Genomic DNA, 21,083 nt, shown 5'->3' with positions numbered 1-21,083 from the left:
AGATTCGCCGGTCCCGTCGCGCTGCGTGCGGTGTCCGCATCAGCTCGCGGCACGGGCCGCCTTGGTCGCCGTCGTCGAGATCGGTGGTGCGTGGCTGGTCTGGCGCGAGCGCGCGAACACGCGACCGAGGCTCGGATCGGCGCGGGTGTGATCGTCGCCCGGTCAGGTGATCGTCTGATTCGCCGACGATGCGCGGCGGATCGTGGTGGCGGGTCGCGGCGGGTGGGTGAGCGCGGTGAGGGCGGGGATGCCGACGGGTTCGTCGGCGAGGGTGGGGATGACCGCGTAACGATGGGTGTGGGTGGTGACCCGGCGGATCTGCTCGAGTTCGGCGGCGGCGCGGCGGCGCAGCAGCGGGTCGACGGGGGCCGCGGCGGCGAGACTGTTGTCGATGATCCAGGCCCAGGGGTGGATGCCCGCGCGTTCGAGGTCGGCTTGCAGGTCGGTGGCCTCGAGGACCGGGGTGGTTTCGGGCAGGGTGACGAGGAGAACCTTGGTGGCGGTGGGGTCCTGTAGCCGCATCAGGGGGGTGACGAACCGGGTGCCTGGTGCCATCTGGCGCACGATGTCGCGGTGGTAGGAGCCGGTGGCATCGAGCAGCAGCACGGTGTGGCCGGTGGGTGCGGTGTCGATGACGACGAACCGGCGCCGTGATTCGGCGATGATATGTGAGAACGCTTGGAAGACAGCGACTTCGTCGGTGCACGGGGAACGCAGGTCCTCGGCGAGCGCGGCGCGGCCTTCGGCATCGAGGGCTGCGCCTTTGCCCGCCATCACCCGGGCCCGGTAGTCGGCGACGGCCTCGGCGGGGTCGATGCGCGAGACCGTCAGGTGTTCGAGGCTGCCGCCGACGGTCTCGGCGAGGTCGGTCGCGGGATCGGTGGTCGACAGGTGCACGTCGTGGCCGCGTTCGGCCAGCGCGACAGCGACCGCCGCCGCGACGGTGGTCTTACCGACCCCGCCCTTGCCCATGGACATGATCAGGCACGGCCCGTCGCGCTCGATGTCGTCGACCAGTCGCGCCAGCGGCGCGTCGGCCAGCGCCGGAACGATCGTCGGCGCCACTGCCGGGGTCGGCTCGGGTGGTGTGCGGTCGAACAGAGTGGTCAGGGTATCGGTGCCGACGATATTGGTGGCTTTGAGCTCTACCAGATCACGTGGCAGGTCGCGGACCCCCGCGGGCATGGTGTCGATGGCGGTGAGTTCGCGGCGGTGGATCGCGGCGGCGAGCGGATCGGTGGTGTCGGTGGCGTCGGGCAGGACGCCGTTGATCACCACGTACTGGTTGCTGAGTCCGACATTGCCGAGTTCGGTTCGGGTGCGGGCGATTTCGGCCAGCGCGGACCGCGACGGCCGTGCTACGAGAACGAGGCGGGTGCGGTGCGGGTCGGCCAGCGCCGCGACCGCGGCGGCGTAGACGGCTTTCTGCTTATCCAGTCCGGACAGGGGCCCGAGGCAGCTCGCGTCGCCGCCGCCGGTGAGGAATTCGCTCCAGTTGCCCGGCAGCTGCAGCAGGCGGATGGTGTGCCCGGTGGGGGCGGTGTCGAACAGCACGTGATCGTAGCCGCTCGTCTCGTCGGTGAGCAGGGCGGTGAACTCGTTGAACGAGGCGATCTCGGTGGTACACGAGCCCGACAGCTGCTCGGTCATCGACGCGATATCGTCCTGGGGCAGCACGCCGCGCATGGGCGCGATGACGCGTTCCCGATAGGCCTGTACCGCCTGGTCGGGATCGATTTCGAGTGCCCACAGGCCGGGAACTCCATCGATGCCGGTCACGGTGTTGCCGATCGATACCCCGAACACCTGGCCGACGTTCGATGCCGGGTCGGTCGAGACCAGCAGCACCTTCCGGCCCGCACGGGCGAGCCGGACCGCCGCCGCGCAGGCGATCGAAGTCTTTCCGACCCCGCCCTTGCCGGTGAAGAACATGAACCGCGGCGCACTGTCGAGGAAATTCATCTCATCCATTCTCCTCGACGCTCAGGTGCGGGCGGGCAGCAGTTCGGCAATGAGATCCTGGACGCGAGACTCGATCTCGTCGCGGATCGGGCGCACCGACTCGACACCTTTGCCCGCGGGGTCCTCGAGCACCCAGTCGCGGTAGCTGACACCGGGAAACACCGGGCAGGTGTCACCGCAGCCCATGGTGATCACCACGTCCGAGGACTCGACGGCGTCGAAGGTGAGGATCTTCGGAGACTGGTCGGAGATATCTATACCCAGCTCGGCCATGGCCTCGACCGCGGCCGGATTCACCGAGTCGGCCGGTGCGCTACCCGCCGAGCGAACCTCGATGGCGTCCCCGGCCAGGTGGGCCAGGAATCCGGCGGCCATCTGGGAGCGACCGGCGTTGTGGACGCAGACGAACAGGACGCTGGGTTTGTCGGCCATGGAGGCGAAACCTTTCAGGGGAGAGCGGGGGCGGTGGCGGGCCGGAATCGTTTCCGCAGGGCCAGGGAGACATAGACCAAGCCGACCAGGACGGGAACTTCGATGAGGGGACCGACGACTCCGGCCAAGGCTTGCCCGGAGGTCGCGCCATAGGTGGCGATCGCGACGGCGATGGCGAGTTCGAAGTTGTTGCCCGCCGCGGTGAAAGCCAGCGTGGTGGTGCGCTCGTACCCTATTCCCATGACGGCGCCGAGGAGGTATCCGCCGCCCCACATGATCGCGAAATAGGCCAGCAGCGGGAGGGCGATCCGCACGACATCGAGGGGCTGGGACGTGATCTGCTTTCCTTGCAGCGCGAACAGGATCACGATCGTGAACAGCAATCCGTACAGCGCCCACGGCCCGATCGTGGGCAGCAGCGTCGACTCGTACCAGTCGCGGCCTTTCGCGCGTTCACCCAGGCGGCGGGTCAGGTAGCCGGCGAGGAGGGGTATGCCGAGGAAGATCAGCACCGATTTCGCGATCTGCCACGGTGAGGTGTCGATCGTGGTCTGTTCGAGGCCGAGCCATCCGGGCAGCACCGAGAGGTAGAACCAGCCGAGCACGGCGAACATGATCACCTGGAAGACCGAGTTCAACGCGACCAGCACCGCGGCGGCCTCACGGTCTCCGCACGCCAGGTCGTTCCAGATGATGACCATCGCGATACAGCGGGCCAGCCCGACAATGATCAACCCGGTCCGGTACTCGGGCAGATCCGGAAGCAGCAGCCACGCCAGCGCGAACATCAACGCCGGACCCAGGAGCCAGTTCGATACCAGCGAACCCACCAGGAGTCGGCGGTCGCCGGTGACGGAGTCCAGGCGGTCGTAGCGCACCTTCGCCAACACGGGATACATCATGATCAGCAACCCGATGGCGATCGGCAGCGAGATCCCGTCGATCTCGACCGCGCTCAACGCGTCGCCGAGTCCGGGGATCAGGCGACCGAGGAGCAGTCCGGCGGCCATCGCGACACCGATCCACACCGGCAGGAATCGGTCCAGGGTCGACAGTTTCGCGACTACACCCTGCTCGCCGGTAGCGGTGCCCACGCTCACGAGGCCACTCCGGCCACGGTACCACTCTCGACGAGCAGCACATTCGAGAGCCGTTGCAGCGCTTCGGGTACCACCCGATAGTAGACCCAGGAAGCGCGGCGTTCGGATTCCAGGAGACCCGCCTCTCGCAGCACCTTCAGATGGTGGGAGATCGTGGGCTGGGTGAGGTCGATGCCTTCGGAGAGATCGCATACGCACGCCTCTTGTCCGGCGCGGGACGCGATCGCGCTGAGCAGTCGCAGCCGCACCGGATCCGACAGCGCCCTGAACACGCTCGCCAACTCGGCCGCGGCCGAGCCGGTCAGTGGTTCACGCACCAGTGGCGATCCGGAACATGCCTGGACCGGTACGATCGGCAGCTTCGACTTCGACATATACCTATATTGACTGATATCTATACGGGACTGCAAGCAAACGTGCGGTGAACGCTGCGGATATGCCGCCGATGGACATATCTCGATCGCCGCACTCGGCCCGACGAACCGTATCGAAAGTGTCCTGCGCATCGGTTGGACGGTACCGCGCGACCCCGTTCGTTTTCCGTCCGACAGGCCTGGTGTGCGTATCCGGCAATTCGCGGGCACCTGTCCCGCGAATTGCCGGTATCCGGATCGGTCGTCAGCCGAAGACCGCGGTGGTCGAGGGCAAATCCAGTGTCGATCGGATTCCCGGTGCCGCCGCGCACACTGCCGCGACGAGATTCACCGCGCGGTTGGCCGTGTACCCCGGCGAGGTCTCGGCCATGTGCTCGAGCGGCACCGGCATCCTCAACGCGACGTCCAAGGGGGCGTCGCCGTGCACGGCGACATGCCACCCGGTGTCGTGGACCTCCCACGCCGGATCGAGATCGGTGGTGGTGTACCAGGTCGCGCGGAAGGTGATGAGCTCGTGCCCATCGCGCCGGCCGGTGATGGTGATGCGTTGCGCGGCAACCGATCCGGCTTTCAGTGTGCCCGCGGCGATCTGGATTTCGCGTGGTGTGGTCGCCAATTCCCCGCTGGCGGTCACCTCGTCCAACGGCATGCCGATCGCGTCGGCTGTCAAACGAAGCGATGGCCCGAAGCTGGAGCGCAGGTAGTCGGCGCGGAATTGCTCGAACGGAGCCAGGTCACGGCCGAAACCCATGAGGTCGAACAACATCTCGGGCGAATTTCGTTGCGACAGGTCCGCGTACTCGTCGATGACGATCGTGTCCAACCGGCGCTGGATGGACGTCAGTACCAGTGGCACGGCCTCGGAGATGAAGCCGGGGCTACTTCCGGTGCTGTGAATCGATGTGCCACCGGCCTGGCAGGCCGCTTCGACCCTGGCCCGCGTCGTCGCGTCCATGCTCGGCGGATGGTGGAACTGACCGCACGTCGTCACGATATTCGAGCCGGACTCCAACAGTCGGCACACCTCGTCGAGGTCGAACATCCGTGGCATGTAGAGCACGCAGTCGGCACCCGCTGCCAGTACGTCCTCGATCCGTCCGGTGGTGGCGACCCCGAGGGCGTCGAGTCCGCAGAGTTCACCGGCGTCGAGACCGACCTTGTCCTGGTCGTAGACATGCACCCCGGCCAACGTCATCGACGGGTGTTCGATGATTCCGCGTAGCGCCTTGCGTCCGATGTTGCCGGTGGCCCACTGCACCACACGGTGATTCGCGTTCGTCATGCGGGGCTCGCGCTCACCGGCACGCCGGAACTGCGCACCATACCTGTCATCACGTCGATGTTCTCCTTGTCGGCCGGTATGTTGACGTTGCACTCGGCGTGGCCGTGCGGCATGGCGTCTGTCGCGGTGGACCGCGGGTGTCCTATGACTCGGCTCACATCGGGAATATAGGCAGGGCCCGATAATGCTGTCAATGACAACATTGTATTATCGCCGGATATGCCCGAGCGTCGCTACCATCACGGCAACCTTCGCGCGGCCCTGCTCGCGCAGGCCGAAGCCACTCTGCGGGTGTCGGGGGTCGACGGGTTATCGCTGCGGGAACTCGCCCGCGACGTCGGAGTCAGTTACGGATCGCCGCGCCGCCACTTCGAGGACAAGGCCGCGCTCCTCGACGCCCTCGTCGAAGCGGGTTTCCAGCGCCTGGGCGCCGAATTGGCAAGGGCGGCCGAACCCGACGGCCGCGACTTCGCCGACATGCTGACAGCCGTCGCGGTGAGTTATATCGGGTTCGCCACCGCCAGTCCGGCGTTGGTGGATCTGATGTCGCGGAGCCGATACCTCGCTCAGGCTCCCGAGGCGCTGGTCAGGGCGCGCGAGGCGAGTTTCGCGCCGGTACGCGGCCTCGTCGAAAGAGGGCAGGCGAGTGGCGAATTGGCGCCGGGGGAGGTGCGCCGAATCGGGACGTTGATCTTCGCGACGCTGCACGGCCTGGCGACCCTGGCCAACAACGGAATGATAGATCCGCTCGATGATCACGTGATCTCCGACTCGATCCACTCGTTGCTGACCGGTATCGCGGGTAGCGGCTTCCATCAGCGCTAGCAAGAAGCCGTCGACATCGGATCGCGCGAATTGGTGCGCCGGTGTAGGGTTCGGCCCCCGAGAGCGGCCCCCGAAGAACGCCGGTGGATCGATATCCCGTGCGTTTCCACCCGAGCCCATCCTGCGCGGGAAGTCTTACCCGCACAGGCGATCGGGCGGGGTGGATGTGAAATGAAAGTCTCTGAGGGAAAGGAGATTCGGGCATATCGGTCCGCGTCCGGGGGCCGGCGAGGTCCGCGTTGTGTGCGTGCGAGACTCGTTAGCGATGCTCACCTACTTTCAAGCGACTGTCATCGGCGCGGTGCAGGGCTTCACCGAACTGTTCCCGATTTCGAGCCTCGGGCATTCGGTGTTGATCGCGGCGTGGCTCGGAGGTGATTGGCAGAATCTGGTCACACAGGGCGAGTCGAGCACGGGCACACCGTATCTGGCGTTTGTGGTCGCCTTGCATGTGGGAACGGCCGTGGCGCTGCTCGCCCACTATTGGCGGGACTGGTATGCGATCGTCGCGGGTTTCATCGCCACGGTTCGGACCGGGCGTCTGGACACCGTCGCGCAGCGGTTGGCGTTGCTGATCGTGATCGCCACCGTTCCGGTCGCTGTTCTCGGACCGTTGCTGCAACATCCACTGCACGCGCTGTTCGCGGCGCCGATCTGCGCCGGCGTGTTTCTGGTGCTCAATGGTGTCGTGCTGATCGCGGGGGAGGGGTTGCGCCGACGTAATGAGCCGACGCTGGCGGAATACGGGCGACGGTTCGCCCGGCGAGAGGCCGGGACGAGGGTTCTCGCCGCGGCGCGAACTCGCCGCCAATCCGACCGGCCGCTGGCCGCCCTCGGGGTCGGGGACGCCGTCGGCATCGGCTTCGTACAAGTCGGCGCGCTGCTGACCGGGTTCAGTCGGGCGGGGCTCGCCATGGTCGGCGGTCTGTGGCGCGGTCTCGAACACGAACACGCGGCCAAATTCGCTTTCCTGCTCGCGACTCCGGCGATCCTCGGCGCGGGGGTACTGGAGACGCCCGAGTTGGTCGGGCCGCAGACCGATGGCATCCGCGGGCCGGTGCTGGTCGGCGCCATCGTGTCCGGGGTGTCGTCGTGGCTTGCCGTGCGGTTCCTGGAGCGGTACTTCCAGACCAGGACGTTACTGCCGTTCGCGGTGTACTGCGTGGTCATCGGGTTGGTCTCGATTGTCCGGTTCATCTGAATCGCCGCCGGGACCGGAATATTCGCGGCCAGCGGTTCGTTCCCGCTCAGTAGTTGACATAGAAACTTCTTGGGAGGGTGCGACCTCGTGGAACTGGGACTTACGACATTCGCCGAGCTGTACCCCGTCGGCGGACAGGCAGCGCCGACCGCCGCCGAACGGTTGCGCGAGGTCGTCGACGAGGCGGTCGCCGTGGAGCGGGCCGGGCTCGACGTCTACGGCGTCGGAGAACACCACCGCGAGGATTTCGCGGCCTCCGCACCGGCGGTGGTGCTGGCCGCCATCGCCGGACGCACGCGGCGGATCCAGCTGACCAGCGCGGTGACGGTACTCAGCTCCGCCGATCCGGTGCGCGCCTACCAGGAGTTCGCCACTCTGGACGGCCTCTCGAACGGACGCGCCGAGCTGATGGCAGGGCGAGGTTCCTTCACCGAGAGCTTTCCGCTGTTCGGCTTGGATCTCGGCGACTATGACGAGGTCTTCGAGGAGAAACTGGCGCTGTTACTGCACCTGCGCGAGGAGAAGCCCGTGACCTGGGCCGGGAAGTTCCGTGCCCCGCTGACCGACGCGATTGTCTACCCGCGCACCGACAATCGGCCACTGCCGGTGTGGATCGCCGTCGGCGGCAGCCCGGAATCGGTGGTCCGCGCGGGTCTGCTCGGCCTGCCACTCGCTATCGCGATCATCGGCGGACAACCCGCGCGATTCAAGCCGCTGGTCGATCTCTACCATCGCGCGCTCGCCGAGGGCGGCCACGACAGGCAGCCCGTCGCGGTCCACGCACACGGCTACGTCGCCGATACCGAGGAACAAGCCGTCGCCGACTTCTACGACGCCTACGCGTTGGCGATGAGCACTATCGGGCGCGAACGGGGTTGGGGTCCGATGACCCGCTCCGCCTTCGATGAGATGCGCTCGCCGAGCGGTTCGCTATTCGTCGGCTCACCCGACTATGTGGCGGAGAAGGTCGCCGATATCCGCGACACTCTCGGCCTGGATCGCTTCATGCTGCACACCAGCGTCGGCACGCTGCCGCACAAGAAGGTGCTGCACAACATCGAACTGCTGGGCGAGAAGGTGGCCCCACTGGTGCGCTGAATCGCGGACGCGCGAACCGCAATCGCGTCGGATGAGCGTGCCGGACGCGCGATCAGCGAATCGCGTCCACCACCAAGGTGGCGATGGCGCGGCTGCCGAGCGGTGTCGGGTGCCGGATGGGTGTCGAACTGGTCGACACGTTTCCCTCGAACCATCGACTCTCCGGAGGTGCGCACGCGTCGTGCCCGACCGCGGCGTTTCGCACATCGACGAATCTGGCATTGTGCGCCGTGGCCCGCACACGCAGAACCTGATCGATCGTGGCGAAGAAGTCTGCGACCCAGGCCGCGTCGAGCGCGCTGAAGGTGGCCGTCGCGCCGCAGCCCCGTGGCCCGTAGATACCCCCGTGGCCGACCACGACGACGGTGGCCTTCGGTGATTTCGCGACGACAGCGTCGAGGTCGGCGTCGATCCACCCGGCGAGTTCGGTCAGCCTCCGGTCGACGCGGTCCTGCACACCGGAATCGAGCCTGCATTTCGCGTCGGTGTTCTGCTCCGGCGGGAAGCATGGCGAAACCAGGTCCCACCACCTCAGATCGTTGCCGCCGATGCTGATCGTCACCAGAGTCGTCCGCGCGCTGAGCGCGGAGATCTGAGGTGTCGCGTCATGCCTGCGGCCATCGGGGCTCGTCGTGACCTGCGCGGTGGTCAAGATGTTCGGCGAGGTGGCTCCCGCGCACGACATATCGGTGAAGGACGTCGGTCGGATCAGGTCGGCGATCTGCACGGGATAGCCGTTCGCGCTGCGTCCGCAGCCATCGAGTCCGGGGCCGACGACCTTGTCGGGTGCCGCTGCCCGGGAGTCCCCCAACGCCACATACTCGATGACGCTGTTCGTTCCGACATATTCGATGGCGTTATCCGTTCGCGGACAACTGCTGACGATGAGCGCGAGTGCGGCCGCGATCAGTCCGAATCCAGGAAGCCACCGGCTTGTGAAACGTGTTTCGATCTTGCTGTACACCGTCGATCAGCGGCTACTGCTCGGCGAGCCAGGTGCGGGCCGTGGATTCTGGGTCGGGAGCCGTAGCGGCCGTGACTGACAGTGTGCGGTTGTTGCTCATTGCGGTGACAGGTCTTTCATCGAAATCGGACGCTGAGCTCGGTTGTCGTGCGTGTGTTCGGTGAGTGGACCACCCTATCCGTTCCGGAGCGACGGCTCGGCGCACCATGATTCGAAACCCCAACCCGCCCCCGCGTTGCTCGATGAAGCGCCGGCTAGGGCGTGGAGTCCGCGATCGTCTCGGCGCGAACGCTGTCGAAGGCATCGGCGCAACGCGTCAGCAACTCCTGCAGGGTGGCGCGTTCGGCGTCGGTGAATGCCGCGCCCACCGCGCGTTCCACGCGGATCGCGCGCGTATCCGCATCCCGCATCACGGCCGCACCGCGTTCGGTGAGACGGGTCTCCAGCACATTCCGGTGCCACTCGTGCGGGCTGCGTTCGATGAGACCGCGTTCCTGCAGATTGGTCAGGATCGTATTCATGGTCGGCGGTGTGACGCCGCACAGGCGGGCCAGCGCGGCGGCCGAGATACCTGGATTCTCGGTGAGGAACAGCAGCACCGAATACTGCGGCACGGTGACGCCCACCGGTTTCAGCGCGGCGTTCTTGGCCACGGTGAGGGCTTGCTCGGCGCGCTTGATATAGGACCCGAGGCGCTCGGCGGGCGGCATGGACGTCATGAACGCATGGTATCTGCCCACTTCCTGATTCGATCCTTGACGAATATTAGAACTCTAATTTATATTCGTGCTCGTCGCATGATGTGACTTCACTTGATGATTCGAACTCTCGGAGACAGGGTCATGTTGTCCCACACTCGCTTTCGCCGTCGCCTCGCCGTCGCCATGGCATCCACCCTCATCGCCCTGGTCGCGGCCGCCTGCGACTCGCGCAACGCGCCGAACACGGTCGAAACCGCCTACGAACTGCCGGGCGATCACATCTATCCGGAGGGCATCGCCGTCGATCCGCGCACGGGAGACAGCTATGTCGGCTCCTACGCCACGGGCGCTGTCTACCGCGCTGCTCCAGGCGCCACCGAGGCCGAAATCTTTCTCCCCGAGGGCGCCGACGGCCGCCACACCGCGAACGGGCTGAAGGTCGATCGCGCCGGACGGCTGTGGGTGACCGATTCCACCAGGGGCGTCGCCGTCTACGACATCGCGAGCCGAAACTTGATCGCCCGCTTCGATGTTCCCGGCGCCGGTCCTCGATTCGTCAACGATCTCGCCATCGCCCCGGACGGCACCGCCTACCTGACCGACTCGGTAGGCGGCGTCGTCTACCGGGTCACCCCGGATCAAGTGCGCGAGGCCGGCGCACGCGGGGTGCCCGCCGCTCTGACAACACAATTCGACCTCAGCGATGCCCTCGCACGCGATCGCGGCGCGTTCTACCTCAACGGCATCGTCGCGGACCCCGCCGGAAACTACCTGCTCGTCGTGGACATGGTCTCCGGCGAGTTGTACCGCATAGCCCTCACTCCCGGCGTCGCCGATCCGATCCGCGAGGTCACACTGCGCGGCGGCGATCTCACGCACGGCGACGGCCTCGAACTGCGTGACAACACCCTGTGGGCCGCCCACAACACGATCGACACCATCAGCCGCTGGTCGGTCACCGATGACGGCGCAATCGCCACTCGCACCGGCGAAGTCACCGACTCGGCGTTGAGTATCCCCACCACTCTGGTGCGTATCGCCGACCGAACCCTGGTGGTCGCCTCCCAGTTCGATCGGGGCGGGCCGATGGGGCCCGGATCCCCGACGACATTCGAGATCGTCACTGTCCATGGCATCTGACGCGGTCCCGGACCGGTGACGAAGTGCGCACCGCCGATCGGCGTGCGGCGGTGGACCATATCGAGCCGGTGTGCTGACCCTTTGCATTCCGACTGATCGCAACCCTGTTCCCGCGCGCGGGCGCGCGGTGGGATCGAAGACGCGGCGGATCGTCACTGTCCACCACATCCGCCATGGAGATCGTGATGGCTACCGGTGGACAAGTGACGGACCGATCGAACCCCTACGAGCGTCAGTGAGCCCGATGAGCGTGGCAGAACCCCGAATCAGCACCCTCGCCTTCCTGACTCCGGGCAACTATCCCGACGACGACCCCGCCGCCGGGCTCGAGGCCACGCTCGAACTGTTCGAGTACGGCGAGCGCCTCGGTTTCGACGGCGCCTGGATCCGGCAACGTCATCTCGAACACGGCGTCGGATCGGCCTCGGTATTCCTGGCCGCGGCGGCCCAGCGCACCGCTCGCATCGAGTTGGGGACCGCCGTGATCCCCATCGGCTACGAGAGCCCGTTCCGGCTCGCCGAGGATCTGTCCATGGCCGACGCCCTGTCCAAGGGACGCCTGCAACCCGGCTTCAGCGCGGGAACCCCACCCCACGCGGAACTGATGGGACACCTCGTCTTCGACGGGGATTGGCGTACCTACGATCTGTCCTACGGTCGGATCGAGCGGCTGATCGAGAATCTGCGCGGCGGCTATCTGGGTGACGAGCACGCGGTGATCCACTCGCCCGGCAATACGCAGCGTCCCCGGCTCCAGCCGTACAGTCCCGGCCTTGTCGATCGGATCTGGTACGGCGGCTCCAGCGCTCGGTCCGTCCGCTGGGCGGGTGAGACCGGGCTGAACCTGCTCACCGGCAATATCGTGATCGGTGACCGCAGTGACGATTTCGCCACCGCCCAGCTGGGCCTGATCGATGACTACCGTCGTCGCATCGCCCCGGCGCGTCCGGCCAGGGTCGCGGTCGGGCGCGTGATCGTGCCGTTCGACAGCGCCGACCGGACGACCCGCGAACGCTACCGGCAATACGCGGCCTCGCGCTATGAGCGCACCCTGGCTCCCCAGGGCGAGCGGCGAGTCCTGTTCGCTCCGGACCTGGTCGGGACCGCCGAGGAGATCGTGGAACGCCTGCGCGCCGATCCGGTTCTCGCGCAGGTCTCCGAACTGCGACTGGAACTGCCGTACGAATTCCACCGGGGTGAATACGAGCAGATCCTGCACGACACCGTCGAGTTGATCGCACCGGAACTGGGCTGGTCGCCCTCCGCACCCGCCGCTGCCGCGGAGGGTGTCGCCGTCTCGGCCTGAACCGGAGAACCCGACCGCGAGCCAGACCGGTCAGGAATCGAGAAGCGTCGCGCACCGAGCAGCGCTTAGCGTTACTGCCATGAACATAACCACTGATCAGGCCACTATCGAGTCCGTCATCCTGGAGGTTTCCGACCCGGTGGCGGCCTCGGCTTTCTACGCCGCCGCGTTCGGCCTCGGCGACCAGTTGCGTGTCCGTGCCACCGAGGCGCCCACGACCGGCTTCCGCGGCTTCATACTCTCGCTCGTGGTGTCTCAGCCGAGCACCGTCGACAGCCTCGTCGGCACCGCGCTAGAGGCGGGCGCGACGACGCTGAAGCCCGCCAAGAAGAGCTTCTGGGGCTACGCCGGGGTCGTGCGGGCTCCCGACGGGGCGATCTGGAAGATCGCGACGTCATCGAAGAAGGACAGCGGCCCGGCTACCAGGGAGGTCGATGATTTCGTTGTGCTGCTCGGGGTCGACGACGTCAAGGCGACCAAGAAGTTCTATGTCGAGCGCGGGCTGGCCGTGGCGAAGAGTTTCGGCGGCAAGTACGTCGAGTTCGACACCCCACCGTCTTCGGTCAAACTGGCGCTCTACGGGCGCCGTGCCGCCGCCAAGGATGCCGGCGTCCCGCCGGAGGGCACCGGGTCGCACCGGATCGTCCTCGGCGGCACGATCGGTCCCTTCGCCGACCCGGACGGGTTCGCGTGGGAGGGCGCGGTCTGAGCCAGCAAGATTGACATACTCCATTTGAAGAATGTTATTCTCCAAATGGAGAGTCAGGAGTGCGCAGGTAGATGGCAAGGCTTACCGGCCGGGGTCGGGAAGTCGGGTCGGTAGCTGACGCGAGGTCACCACCGACAAGGAGCCACCGATGGGATACGCCGACCGCATTTTCGATCTGACCGATCAGGTAGTGCTGATCACCGGCGGCAGCCGCGGGCTCGGCCGTGAGATGGCGTTCGCCACCGCGCATTGCGGAGCCGACGTGATCATCGCGAGCCGCGACTACGATTCGTGCGCGGCGACCGCCGACGAGATCCAGGCCGCCACCGGCCGTTCCGCGCTGCCCTACCGTGTACACGTGGGCCGATGGGACGAACTCGACGGCCTCGTTGATGCCGCCTACGCACGGTTCGGCAAGGTCGACACACTGATCAACAACGCCGGAATGCAGCCGGTCTACGACTCGCTCACAGCGGTCAGCGAGAAGTTGTTCGACTCGGTACTCAACCTCAATCTCAAGGGCCCGTTCAGGTTGGCGGCGCTGGTGGGCGAGCGAATGGTCGAGGCGGGGCGCGGGTCGATCATCAACGTCAGCTCGACCGGATCGCTGCGCCCGACGCCGTGGATCGTCCCGTACGCGGCGGCGAAGGCCGGGCTCAACGCGATGACCGAAGGTCTCGCGCTGGCGTTCGGCCCCACCGTGCGAGTGAACACGTTGATGGCGGGCCCGTACCTCACCGATGTCAGCAAGGCGTGGGGTTTGGACTCCCTGGAACCATCGCGGAACCCGTTCGCCGCGCATGCGCTGCAGCGAGCCGGTAACCCGTCCGAAATCGTCGGCGCCGCACTCTTTCTCGCATCCGACGCGTCCAGCTACACCTCCGGATCGATTCTGCGGTCCGACGGTGGCATCCCGTAGGGACGAGTTCAGATCCGGTATTCCCGCAGCAGTCCCTTGCTGATGATGGTCTTCTGGATCTCGCTGGTGCCCTCACCGATCAGCAGGAACGGCGCTTCGCGCATCAATCGCTCGATTTCGGCTTCCTTCGAGTAGCCGAAACCGCCGTGGATGCGGAAGGCCTCCTGGGTCACCTCGGCGCAGTACTCGCTGGCGATGAGTTTGGCCATGCCCGCGACGACGTCGTTGCGTTCGCCGGAGTCCTTGGCGCGGGCGGCGTTGACCATCATGAGGTGGGCGGCTTCGACCTTGGTCGCCATTTCGGCGAGTTTGAAGGCGATGGCCTGGTGTTCGGCGATGGGTTTGCCGAAGGTGGAGCGCTGCTGGGCGTAGCCGATGGCGAGTTCGAAAGCGCGGATGGCGATGCCGCAGGCGCGGGCGGCGACATTGACGCGGCCGACTTCGATGCCGTCCATCATGTGCGAGAAACCTTTGCCCGGCGTGCCGCCGAGGATGGCCTCGGCGTCGATGCGGAAACCGTCGAAGAGGGCCTCGGTGGTGTCGACGCCCTTGTAGCCCATCTTGTCGATCTTGCCGGGGATGGTGAGGCCGGGCAGCACCTCGCCGACGCCTTCGGGTTTCTCGACCAGGAAGGTGGTGAGGTTCCGGTGCGGTTTCGGTTCGCCCAGATCGGTTTTCACCAGGACGGCGGTGAGGTTGGACGTGGAGCCGTTGGTGAGCCACATCTTCGCGCCGTCGATGACGTAGCCGTCGCCGGAGCGGGTGGCGCGGGTCTTGATGGCGGCGACGTCGGAGCCGAGGTCGGGTTCGGACATCGAGAACGAGCCGCGGATCTCCCCGGTCGCCATCTTCGGCAGGTAGTGCGTCTTCTGGGCGTCGGTGCCGTGTCCGGCGATCATGTGCGCGACGATGAAATGGGTGTTGATGACACCGGATACGCTCATCCAGCCGCGCGCGATCTCCTCCACCACCAGGGCGTAGGTGAGCAGCGATTCGCCGAGGCCGCCGTATTCCTCGGGGATGGTGATGCCGAACAGGCCGATCTCCTTCATCCGTTCGACGATGTCGGTGGGATAGGTGTCGGAATGCTCGAGGCGCTGCGCGTTCGGGATGATCTCGCGGTCGACGAAAGCGCGCACGGTGGCGAGGATTTCGGTCTGGACCTCGGTGAGTCCCGCGGTCCGGGCGAGCCGGGTCACGAGCCGACCCTTTCGAAGATGGCGGCCAGGCCCTGCCCGCCGCCGATGCACATGGTCTCCAGGCCGTAGCGGGCCTCGCGGCGACGCATCTCCCTGGTCATGGTCGCCAGCATCCTCGTACCGGTGGCGCCGACGGGGTGGCCGAGCGAGATACCGGAGCCGTGCACGTTGAGACGATCGAAATCGCTCGCGCCGAAACCCCATTCGCGGGTGCAGGCGAGTACCTGGGCGGCGAACGCCTCATTGAGTTCGATCAGGTCGATATCGGACAGTTTCAGTCCGGCGCGGTCGAGCGCGGCCTGGGTGGCGGGTACCGGGCCGATGCCCATCACCTTCGGCTGCACGCCGGCCACACCCCACGACACCAGTCGCGCCAGCGGGCGCAGACCGAGTTGTTCGGCGCGCGCGGCGTGGGTGACGACGCACAGGGCGGCGGCGTCGTTCTGGCCGCTGGAGTTGCCCGCGGTGACGGTCGCCTCCGGGTCCGAGCCGCCGAGCACCGGCTTCAACCTCGCCAGTTTCTCGACGGTGGAATCCTCGCGCGGATGCTCGTCGGTGTCGATCACGGCTTCCCCCGCACGGGATTTCACCGTGATGGGCACGATCTCCTCGGCGAAGACGCCGCGGCGCTGGGCGGCGACGGCGCGCTGATGCGAGGTGACGGCGAGTTCGTCCTGCTCGGCGCGGGTGATGCCGTATTCGCGGCGCAGGTTCTCCGCGGTCTCCAGCATCCCGCCTGCCACGGGGTAGTCGCGTCCGCCCGCGGTGACCCGGCCCCTGACGAGGCCGTCGTGCAGGCTCACACTCGGACCCTTGACGCCGAAACGCATATCGGTGGCGTAGAACACGACATTGCTCATGCTCTCCACGCCGCCCGCGACGACGAGATCGCTCGCGCCGGTCGCGACCTGCATACCGGCCTGCAACACCGACTGCAGACCCGACCCGCAGCGGCGGTCCACCTGCATTCCGGGCACGGTCACCGGCAGTCCCGCGTTCAGCGCGACAACCCGACCGATCGCGGGGGCCTCGCTGTTGGGGTAGCAGTTGCCGAGCACCACGTCATCGATCGCCTCGACGGGCAGGCCGGTGCGCTCGAGCAGGGCGCGAAGCACCGCCTCGCCGAGGTCGGTGGCGGCGAGGCTGCTCAGCGAGCCGCCGAATCGGCCGATCGGGCTGCGAATCGGTTCGCAGATCACCACGTCACGCATCACATGAACCTTCCGCCGGTGACTTCGAGAACGGCACCGGTCATATAGGACGACAGGTCCGAGGCCAGGAACAGCACCACGGAGGCGACTTCGCTCGGTTCGCCCGCGCGGCCGAGCGGAATCTCGGCCATCTTCTGGTCCCAGACCTTCTGCGGCATGGCCTCGGTCATCGCGGTGCGGATGAGACCGGGTTGCACGGCGTTGACGCGGACGTTCTTGAACGCGACTTCCTTCGCCGCGGCCTTGGTGAGACCGACGATGCCCGCCTTGGCTGCCGAGTAGTTGGTCTGGCCGGGCAGGCCGATCTTGCCGGACAGCGAGGAGATGTTGACGATGGCGCCGCGCCCGTGCTCGCGCATCCGGTCCGCGGCGATCCTCGTGCCGTTCCAGGTGCCCTTGAGGTGCACGGCGATGACGTCGTCGAAATCGGATTCGGTCATCTTGCGCATCGTGGCGTCGCGTGTCATGCCCGCGTTGTTGACGAATACCGCGAGCGGACCGAACTGTTCGGCGGCATCGATCAACGCCTCCACCTGCGCCGCGTCGCGCACGTCGCAACGCGCGTAGCGGGCGACCGACTCGCCGCCGAGTTCGGCGACGGCCGCCGCCCCCGCCTCGTCGTTGATATCGCCGATGGCGACCTTCGCGCCCTCGGCGACGAAGGTGCGCGCGATCTGCAGCCCGATTCCCTGGGCCGCACCGGTGATCACGGCCACCCGACCCTCCAGCAAGCTCATGCTCAGCTCCGATCCTTGGTTGTCCCGATGGCTGATGTCGATGGGGATGTCGATGGGGGATGTCGATGGGATGTCACTGCACGACACCGTCCGCGCGCAGTCGCGCGATCTGCTCTGCGGTGCGGCCCAATTCGGCCAGCACGGCGTCGGTCTGTTGCCCCAGCGCGGGCACGGGGTCCATGCGCATCTGCACGTCCTCGAACGTCATCGGCGGAAGTACCGCGCGGATCGGGCCCGCCTCGGTGTCCACCTCGCGCCACCGGTCGCGGGCCGACAGTTGCGGGTGCGCGATCAGACTTTTCATATCGTTGAGTTGCGCGGCGGGTATACCGGCCGCGGCCAGCAGTTCGTCGAGTTCGGCGGTGCCGAAGCGGCGGGTCTGCGCGGCGACGGCGGCGTCGACCTGCGCGCGGTGGCGCACCCGCTCGATATTGGTGGCGAAACGCTCGTCGTCGGCGAGTTCGGGGCAGCCGAAGACATCGGTGACGAGGGCGCGCCAGCCGCGGTCGTTCTGCACGCCGATCAGGATCTGTCCGTCCTCGGTCGGGTAGGCGTCGTAGGGCGCGATCGAGGCGTGCGACAACCCCATGCGCTGTACCTGTTTGTCCTGATACATCTGCATGTACATGGAGTGCCCGAGCCATTCCACGGTCGAGTCGAACATCGAGATCTCGATGGTCGCGCCCGCGCCGGTGCGCTCCCGGCGGAACAGCGCGGCCTGCACCGAGGACATGGCGTAGAGGCCCGAGGCGATATCGGCCGACGGCACACCGGTCTTGGTGGCGGTCTCCGGTGTTCCCGTGATCGAGCACAGGCCGGTCTCGGCCTGAATGAGCATGTCGTAGGCCTTGCGGTCGCGGTGCGGGCCGTCGGTGCCGTACCCGCTGATGTTCACCACGATCAAACCGGGGTGATCGCGGCGCAGCTCGTCCGCGCCGAGCCCGAGACGTTGCGCGGCTCCGGGCGCGAGGTTCTGGATGAAGACGTCGGCGCGGGCGATCAACTGCCGCAACACCTCCAAGCCCCGCTCGTCCTTCAGGTCGAGCGCGATCGACTCCTTGCCGCGGTTGAGCCACACGAAATGCGAGGCCAGGCCGTGCACGGCGGCGTCGTAGTTGCGGGCGAAGTCGCCTTCGCCGACCCGCTCCACCTTGATGACCCGCGCGCCGAAGTCGGCGAGGTGACGGCTGGCCATGGGGGCGGCGACGGCCTGCTCGAGACTGACGACGGTCACACCGTGCAGCGGCAGATCCCCCGAACCCTTCTCGGCTTGCGGCTCAGCGCTGTCCACCGCTCGCCTCCCGCACGGCCCGCTTGACCAGTTGCCCGCCGATGATGAGCCGCTGGATCTCGCTGGTGCCCTCGTACAATCGCAGCAATCGCACCTCGCGGTAGATCCGCTCGACCGCGACCTCGCGCATGTAGCCGGTGCCGCCGTGGATCTGCACCGCGAGATCGGCGACATTGCCGACCATTTCGGTGCAGTACAGCTTCGCCGCCGACGGCCCGACCCGTCGGTCCTCCCCGGAGACGTAGCGCGCCGCGACATCGCGAACCAGCGCCCGGCCCGCGAGCACACCGGTGTGCTGGTCGGCGATCATCGCCTGCACCAGTTGGAAATCCCCGATCGGGGTGCCGCCCTGCGTCGCGGTGGCGGCGTAGCGCACCGATTCGTCGAGGGCGCGTTGCGCCGCGCCGACGGCGAGTGCGGCGATATGCACCCGGCCACGGGTCAGCGACACCATCGCGGCCCGGTACCCGACGTCCTCGCTGCCGCCGACCAGCGCCGACGCCGGAACCCGCACGCCGGTGAAACGCACGTCGGAGGTCCACGCGCCCTCCTGGCCCATCTTGCGATCCTTGACGCCGACCTCGACGCCCGCGGTGTCGGCGGGCACGAGGAAGACCGCGATACCCGGCCCGTCGGCGTCGGCGGCGCGGGTGCGGGCGAAGACGACGAACAGGTCCGCCGACGGCGCGTTGGTGATGAACCGCTTCTCGCCGTCGATCACCCAATCATCGCCGTCGCGAACCGCTTTGGTGCGCAGCCCGGCCGGGTTGGAACCCGCGCCGGGTTCGGTGAGCGCGAACGAGGCGACCACAGCGCCGGAGGCGATGGCTTCCAGCCAGGTCCGTTTCTGCTCGTCGGTGCCGTAGTTTACCAGCACCTGTCCGGCGATTCCGTTATTGGTGCCGAACATCGAGCGGAAGGCCAGGGTGGTGTATCCGAATTCCATCGCGAGTTCGACATCCTGGGCGAGGTCGAGACCGAGACCGCCCCACTCCTGCGGGATCGCGTAGCCGAACAGCCCCATATCGGCGGCGGCACGGCGGATATCGTCGGGGATGCGGTCGGCGTCGGCGATCTCCTGTTCGCGTGGTACCACGGCGTCGCGGACGAACGCGCGGGTCTGGGCCAGGATGTCGGCGAAATCCTCTGCGGATACCTGGGAAACCGGGTTCGCGCTCGTACTGTCGGCAGCCATCGATGCTCCTCTGCTGGATATGTCGCGGATCGGTCAGCGCGGGCTGCGAACCAGCTTCTTATTGGCGAATTCGGCGATGCCGTAGTGCGCGAGTTCGCGGCCGACACCGGAACGCTTCACGCCGCCGAACGGCAGATCCGGCGACGACGCGCTGACGCCGTTGATCCAGACCATCCCGGTCTCGAGCCGGTCGCCGACCGCGCGGGCGAGTTCGGTGTCCGCGCAGAACACCGAGGCCGCCAACCCGTACGGGGAATCGTTGGCGAGTTCCACCGCCGCGTCGACCGAATCGACGCGATAGACGACCGCGACCGGGCCGAACAGTTCCTCGCGGTAGGCGCGCATCGCGGGCGTCACGTCGGTCAGCACCGTCGCCTGGAAGAACGCGCCGGGCCCCTCGATGCGCTGTCCGCCGGTCGACACGGTCGCCCCCTTCGCGATCGCGTCGTCCACCTGGCGGGCGAGGTCATCGACCGCGCGCTGTGAGGACAGCGGCCCGAATACCGTCGCAGGATCGGTGGGATCACCCGGTTCGTGCTCCCGCATGGCGGCGACGAACGCCGCGAGGAAACGGTCGTACACCTCGTCGAGCACGATGAAACGCTTCGACGCCGTACATGCCTGCCCGCCGTTGGCCATACGGTTGCGCACGGCGGCGGTCACGGTCCGGCCGAGGTCGGCGTCATCGAGTACCAGGAACGGATCGGAGCCGCCGAGTTCGAGCACGTACTTCTTCAGATGCCTGCCCGCGACCTCGGCGACCGCCGATCCGGCACGCTCGGAACCGGTCAGCGACACACCCCGCACCCGCGGGTCGGCGATGATCCGGGCGACCTGGTCGTTACTCGCGAATACGTTGAGGTACACCGCATCCGGCGCGCCGACCTCGGCGAAAACCTTCGCGATCGCCAGCGCGGACTGCGGGCAGATCTGCGCGTGCTTGAGCAGAATAGTGTTGCCGAGCACTAGGTTCGGCGCGGCGAAGCGGGCGACCTGGTAGTACGGGTAGTTCCACGGCATGACGCCGAGCAGCGGGCCGATCGCCTCGGTGCGGACGAACGCGGTGCCGGTTCCCGCGATGGTCAGCGGCTCGTCGGCCAGGAACGTCGCGGCGTTATCGGCGTAGTACTCGAAGATGGCGGCGCTGATCGCCACCTCGCCGAGTGCCTGGGTGACCGGCTTGCCCATCTCCAGGGTCAGCAGCCCGGCCAGTTCGTCGGCGTTGTCCCGGAACCGGCCCGCGACGCGACGCAGCAGATCCGCGCGCCGCTCGAGCGGGACGCGCCGCCAGTTGTCATAGGCCGCCTCGGACCGGGCGATGGCGTCGTCGATGTCGGCGTCGGTCGCCTCGGGAAAACGTGCGAGCACCGCCCCGGTGGCGGGGTTGATCGTCGCGTAATCGCTCATCGCTGTGTCCGTTTCGCGCTGTGCGGGCGC

21 protein-coding genes are annotated in these 21,083 nt (G+C 67.1%); 7 read left to right on the top strand and 14 right to left on the bottom strand.

The window, feature by feature from the left end:
- Positions 1-162: 162 nt before the first annotated feature.
- From arsA to ABZS43_RS29035, 6 genes are all read right to left on the bottom strand, one after another.
- On the bottom strand, positions 163-1,962 hold the full coding sequence (arsA, locus tag ABZS43_RS29060) for an arsenical pump-driving ATPase (protein ID WP_355039167.1): 1,800 nt from the start codon (positions 1,960-1,962) through the stop codon (positions 163-165).
- A gap of 21 nt (positions 1,963-1,983) precedes the next feature.
- Complete coding sequence (locus tag ABZS43_RS29055) at positions 1,984-2,394, bottom strand: arsenate reductase ArsC (protein ID WP_355039166.1); 411 nt, start codon at positions 2,392-2,394, stop codon at positions 1,984-1,986.
- 14 nt (positions 2,395-2,408) lie between these two features.
- Entirely contained in the window at positions 2,409-3,494 is a 1,086-nt protein-coding gene (arsB, locus tag ABZS43_RS29050) for an ACR3 family arsenite efflux transporter (RefSeq protein WP_355039165.1), read from the bottom strand.
- The gene (locus tag ABZS43_RS29045; protein ID WP_355039164.1) at positions 3,491-3,868 is read right to left on the bottom strand and encodes a metalloregulator ArsR/SmtB family transcription factor; all 378 of its coding nucleotides are present in this window, start codon (positions 3,866-3,868) and stop codon (positions 3,491-3,493) included. Before ABZS43_RS29045 ends, arsB begins: the two co-directional genes overlap by 4 nt.
- A 244-nt stretch (positions 3,869-4,112) precedes the next feature.
- Positions 4,113-5,150 (bottom strand): dihydrodipicolinate reductase, encoded by a 1,038-nt coding sequence (locus ABZS43_RS29040; protein WP_355039163.1) that lies wholly within the window; start codon positions 5,148-5,150, stop codon positions 4,113-4,115.
- Entirely contained in the window at positions 5,147-5,308 is a 162-nt protein-coding gene (locus ABZS43_RS29035) for a hypothetical protein (RefSeq protein WP_355039162.1), read from the bottom strand. Before ABZS43_RS29035 ends, ABZS43_RS29040 begins: the two co-directional genes overlap by 4 nt.
- Positions 5,309-5,369: 61 nt before the next feature.
- Between ABZS43_RS29035 and ABZS43_RS29030 the strand changes: the two genes are divergently transcribed.
- The 3 genes from ABZS43_RS29030 (at position 5,370) to ABZS43_RS29020 (ending at position 8,274) form a co-directional block, all read left to right on the top strand.
- Positions 5,370-5,975, top strand: a complete 606-nt coding sequence (locus tag ABZS43_RS29030; protein WP_355039161.1) for a TetR/AcrR family transcriptional regulator — start codon at positions 5,370-5,372, stop codon at positions 5,973-5,975.
- A gap of 265 nt (positions 5,976-6,240) precedes the next feature.
- A complete protein-coding gene (locus tag ABZS43_RS29025) occupies positions 6,241-7,176 on the top strand; it encodes an undecaprenyl-diphosphate phosphatase (RefSeq protein WP_355039160.1) in 936 nt (311 codons plus the stop codon).
- 87 nt (positions 7,177-7,263) lie between these two features.
- Entirely contained in the window at positions 7,264-8,274 is a 1,011-nt protein-coding gene (locus ABZS43_RS29020) for an LLM class flavin-dependent oxidoreductase (RefSeq protein WP_355039159.1), read from the top strand.
- A 52-nt stretch (positions 8,275-8,326) separates the two neighbouring features.
- On the opposite strand, the gene ABZS43_RS29015 is transcribed toward ABZS43_RS29020, so the two are convergent.
- A complete protein-coding gene (locus ABZS43_RS29015) occupies positions 8,327-9,238 on the bottom strand; it encodes an SGNH/GDSL hydrolase family protein (RefSeq protein WP_355039158.1) in 912 nt (303 codons plus the stop codon).
- Positions 9,239-9,492: 254 nt separating this feature from the next.
- On the bottom strand, positions 9,493-9,957 hold the full coding sequence (locus ABZS43_RS29010; RefSeq protein ID WP_355039157.1) for a MarR family transcriptional regulator: 465 nt from the start codon (positions 9,955-9,957) through the stop codon (positions 9,493-9,495).
- A 123-nt stretch (positions 9,958-10,080) separates the two neighbouring features.
- On the opposite strand from ABZS43_RS29010, the gene ABZS43_RS29005 reads away from it, so the two are divergent.
- From ABZS43_RS29005 to ABZS43_RS28990, 4 genes are all read left to right on the top strand, one after another.
- Positions 10,081-11,079 (top strand): superoxide dismutase, encoded by a 999-nt coding sequence (locus ABZS43_RS29005; protein WP_355039156.1) that lies wholly within the window; start codon positions 10,081-10,083, stop codon positions 11,077-11,079.
- Positions 11,080-11,323: 244 nt separating this feature from the next.
- Complete coding sequence (locus ABZS43_RS29000) at positions 11,324-12,385, top strand: LLM class flavin-dependent oxidoreductase (protein ID WP_355039155.1); 1,062 nt, start codon at positions 11,324-11,326, stop codon at positions 12,383-12,385.
- Between the two features lie 79 nt (positions 12,386-12,464).
- A complete protein-coding gene (locus tag ABZS43_RS28995) occupies positions 12,465-13,094 on the top strand; it encodes a glyoxalase (protein WP_355039154.1) in 630 nt (209 codons plus the stop codon).
- A 148-nt stretch (positions 13,095-13,242) separates the two neighbouring features.
- Positions 13,243-14,013 (top strand): SDR family NAD(P)-dependent oxidoreductase, encoded by a 771-nt coding sequence (locus tag ABZS43_RS28990; RefSeq protein WP_355039153.1) that lies wholly within the window; start codon positions 13,243-13,245, stop codon positions 14,011-14,013.
- 8 nt (positions 14,014-14,021) lie between these two features.
- On the opposite strand, the gene ABZS43_RS28985 is transcribed toward ABZS43_RS28990, so the two are convergent.
- The 6 genes from ABZS43_RS28985 to ABZS43_RS28960 all read right to left on the bottom strand — a co-directional run bounded on the left by ABZS43_RS28985 (position 14,022) and on the right by ABZS43_RS28960 (position 21,053).
- A complete protein-coding gene (locus ABZS43_RS28985; RefSeq protein ID WP_355039152.1) occupies positions 14,022-15,212 on the bottom strand; it encodes an acyl-CoA dehydrogenase family protein in 1,191 nt (396 codons plus the stop codon).
- Positions 15,209-16,423 (bottom strand): acetyl-CoA C-acetyltransferase, encoded by a 1,215-nt coding sequence (locus ABZS43_RS28980; protein WP_355039151.1) that lies wholly within the window; start codon positions 16,421-16,423, stop codon positions 15,209-15,211. The genes ABZS43_RS28985 and ABZS43_RS28980 overlap by 4 nt, the downstream gene beginning before the upstream one ends.
- Positions 16,423-17,160, bottom strand: a complete 738-nt coding sequence (fabG, locus tag ABZS43_RS28975) for a 3-oxoacyl-ACP reductase FabG (RefSeq protein WP_355039150.1) — start codon at positions 17,158-17,160, stop codon at positions 16,423-16,425. Before fabG ends, ABZS43_RS28980 begins: the two co-directional genes overlap by 1 nt.
- A gap of 73 nt (positions 17,161-17,233) precedes the next feature.
- Positions 17,234-18,451 carry a CaiB/BaiF CoA-transferase family protein gene (locus ABZS43_RS28970; protein WP_355039149.1) on the bottom strand — a complete coding sequence of 406 codons (1,218 nt, stop codon included), beginning with the start codon at positions 18,449-18,451 and terminating at the stop codon, positions 17,234-17,236.
- The gene (locus ABZS43_RS28965; RefSeq protein ID WP_355039148.1) at positions 18,438-19,646 is read right to left on the bottom strand and encodes an acyl-CoA dehydrogenase family protein; all 1,209 of its coding nucleotides are present in this window, start codon (positions 19,644-19,646) and stop codon (positions 18,438-18,440) included. The genes ABZS43_RS28970 and ABZS43_RS28965 overlap by 14 nt, the downstream gene beginning before the upstream one ends.
- Positions 19,647-19,679: 33 nt before the next feature.
- Positions 19,680-21,053: an NAD-dependent succinate-semialdehyde dehydrogenase gene (locus tag ABZS43_RS28960; RefSeq protein WP_355039147.1), complete on the bottom strand. Its 1,374-nt coding sequence runs from the start codon at positions 21,051-21,053 to the stop codon at positions 19,680-19,682.
- Positions 21,054-21,083 lie beyond the last annotated feature (30 nt).

Source organism: Nocardia sp. NPDC005366 (genome assembly GCF_040606855.1).
Taxonomy (GTDB): domain Bacteria; phylum Actinomycetota; class Actinomycetes; order Mycobacteriales; family Mycobacteriaceae; genus Nocardia.
The sequence above is the reverse complement of the archived record's forward strand: the minus strand, read 5'-3'. Positions and strand labels throughout refer to the sequence as shown.

Coding starts and splice junctions, on each gene's coding strand:
- arsA (WP_355039167.1), bottom strand. CDS start 1,962: ATGAATTTCCTCGACAGTGCGCCGCGGTTCATGTTCTTCACCGGCAAG.
- ABZS43_RS29055 (WP_355039166.1), bottom strand. CDS start 2,394: ATGGCCGACAAACCCAGCGTCCTGTTCGTCTGCGTCCACAACGCCGGT.
- ABZS43_RS29045 (WP_355039164.1), bottom strand. CDS start 3,868: ATGTCGAAGTCGAAGCTGCCGATCGTACCGGTCCAGGCATGTTCCGGA.
- ABZS43_RS29040 (WP_355039163.1), bottom strand. CDS start 5,150: ATGACGAACGCGAATCACCGTGTGGTGCAGTGGGCCACCGGCAACATC.
- ABZS43_RS29030 (WP_355039161.1), top strand. CDS start 5,370: ATGCCCGAGCGTCGCTACCATCACGGCAACCTTCGCGCGGCCCTGCTC.
- ABZS43_RS29025 (WP_355039160.1), top strand. CDS start 6,241: ATGCTCACCTACTTTCAAGCGACTGTCATCGGCGCGGTGCAGGGCTTC.
- ABZS43_RS29010 (WP_355039157.1), bottom strand. CDS start 9,957: ATGACGTCCATGCCGCCCGCCGAGCGCCTCGGGTCCTATATCAAGCGC.
- ABZS43_RS29005 (WP_355039156.1), top strand. CDS start 10,081: ATGTTGTCCCACACTCGCTTTCGCCGTCGCCTCGCCGTCGCCATGGCA.
- ABZS43_RS29000 (WP_355039155.1), top strand. CDS start 11,324: ATGAGCGTGGCAGAACCCCGAATCAGCACCCTCGCCTTCCTGACTCCG.
- ABZS43_RS28995 (WP_355039154.1), top strand. CDS start 12,465: ATGAACATAACCACTGATCAGGCCACTATCGAGTCCGTCATCCTGGAG.
- ABZS43_RS28990 (WP_355039153.1), top strand. CDS start 13,243: ATGGGATACGCCGACCGCATTTTCGATCTGACCGATCAGGTAGTGCTG.
- ABZS43_RS28980 (WP_355039151.1), bottom strand. CDS start 16,423: ATGCGTGACGTGGTGATCTGCGAACCGATTCGCAGCCCGATCGGCCGA.
- fabG (WP_355039150.1), bottom strand. CDS start 17,160: ATGAGCTTGCTGGAGGGTCGGGTGGCCGTGATCACCGGTGCGGCCCAG.
- ABZS43_RS28965 (WP_355039148.1), bottom strand. CDS start 19,646: ATGGCTGCCGACAGTACGAGCGCGAACCCGGTTTCCCAGGTATCCGCA.
- ABZS43_RS28960 (WP_355039147.1), bottom strand. CDS start 21,053: ATGAGCGATTACGCGACGATCAACCCCGCCACCGGGGCGGTGCTCGCA.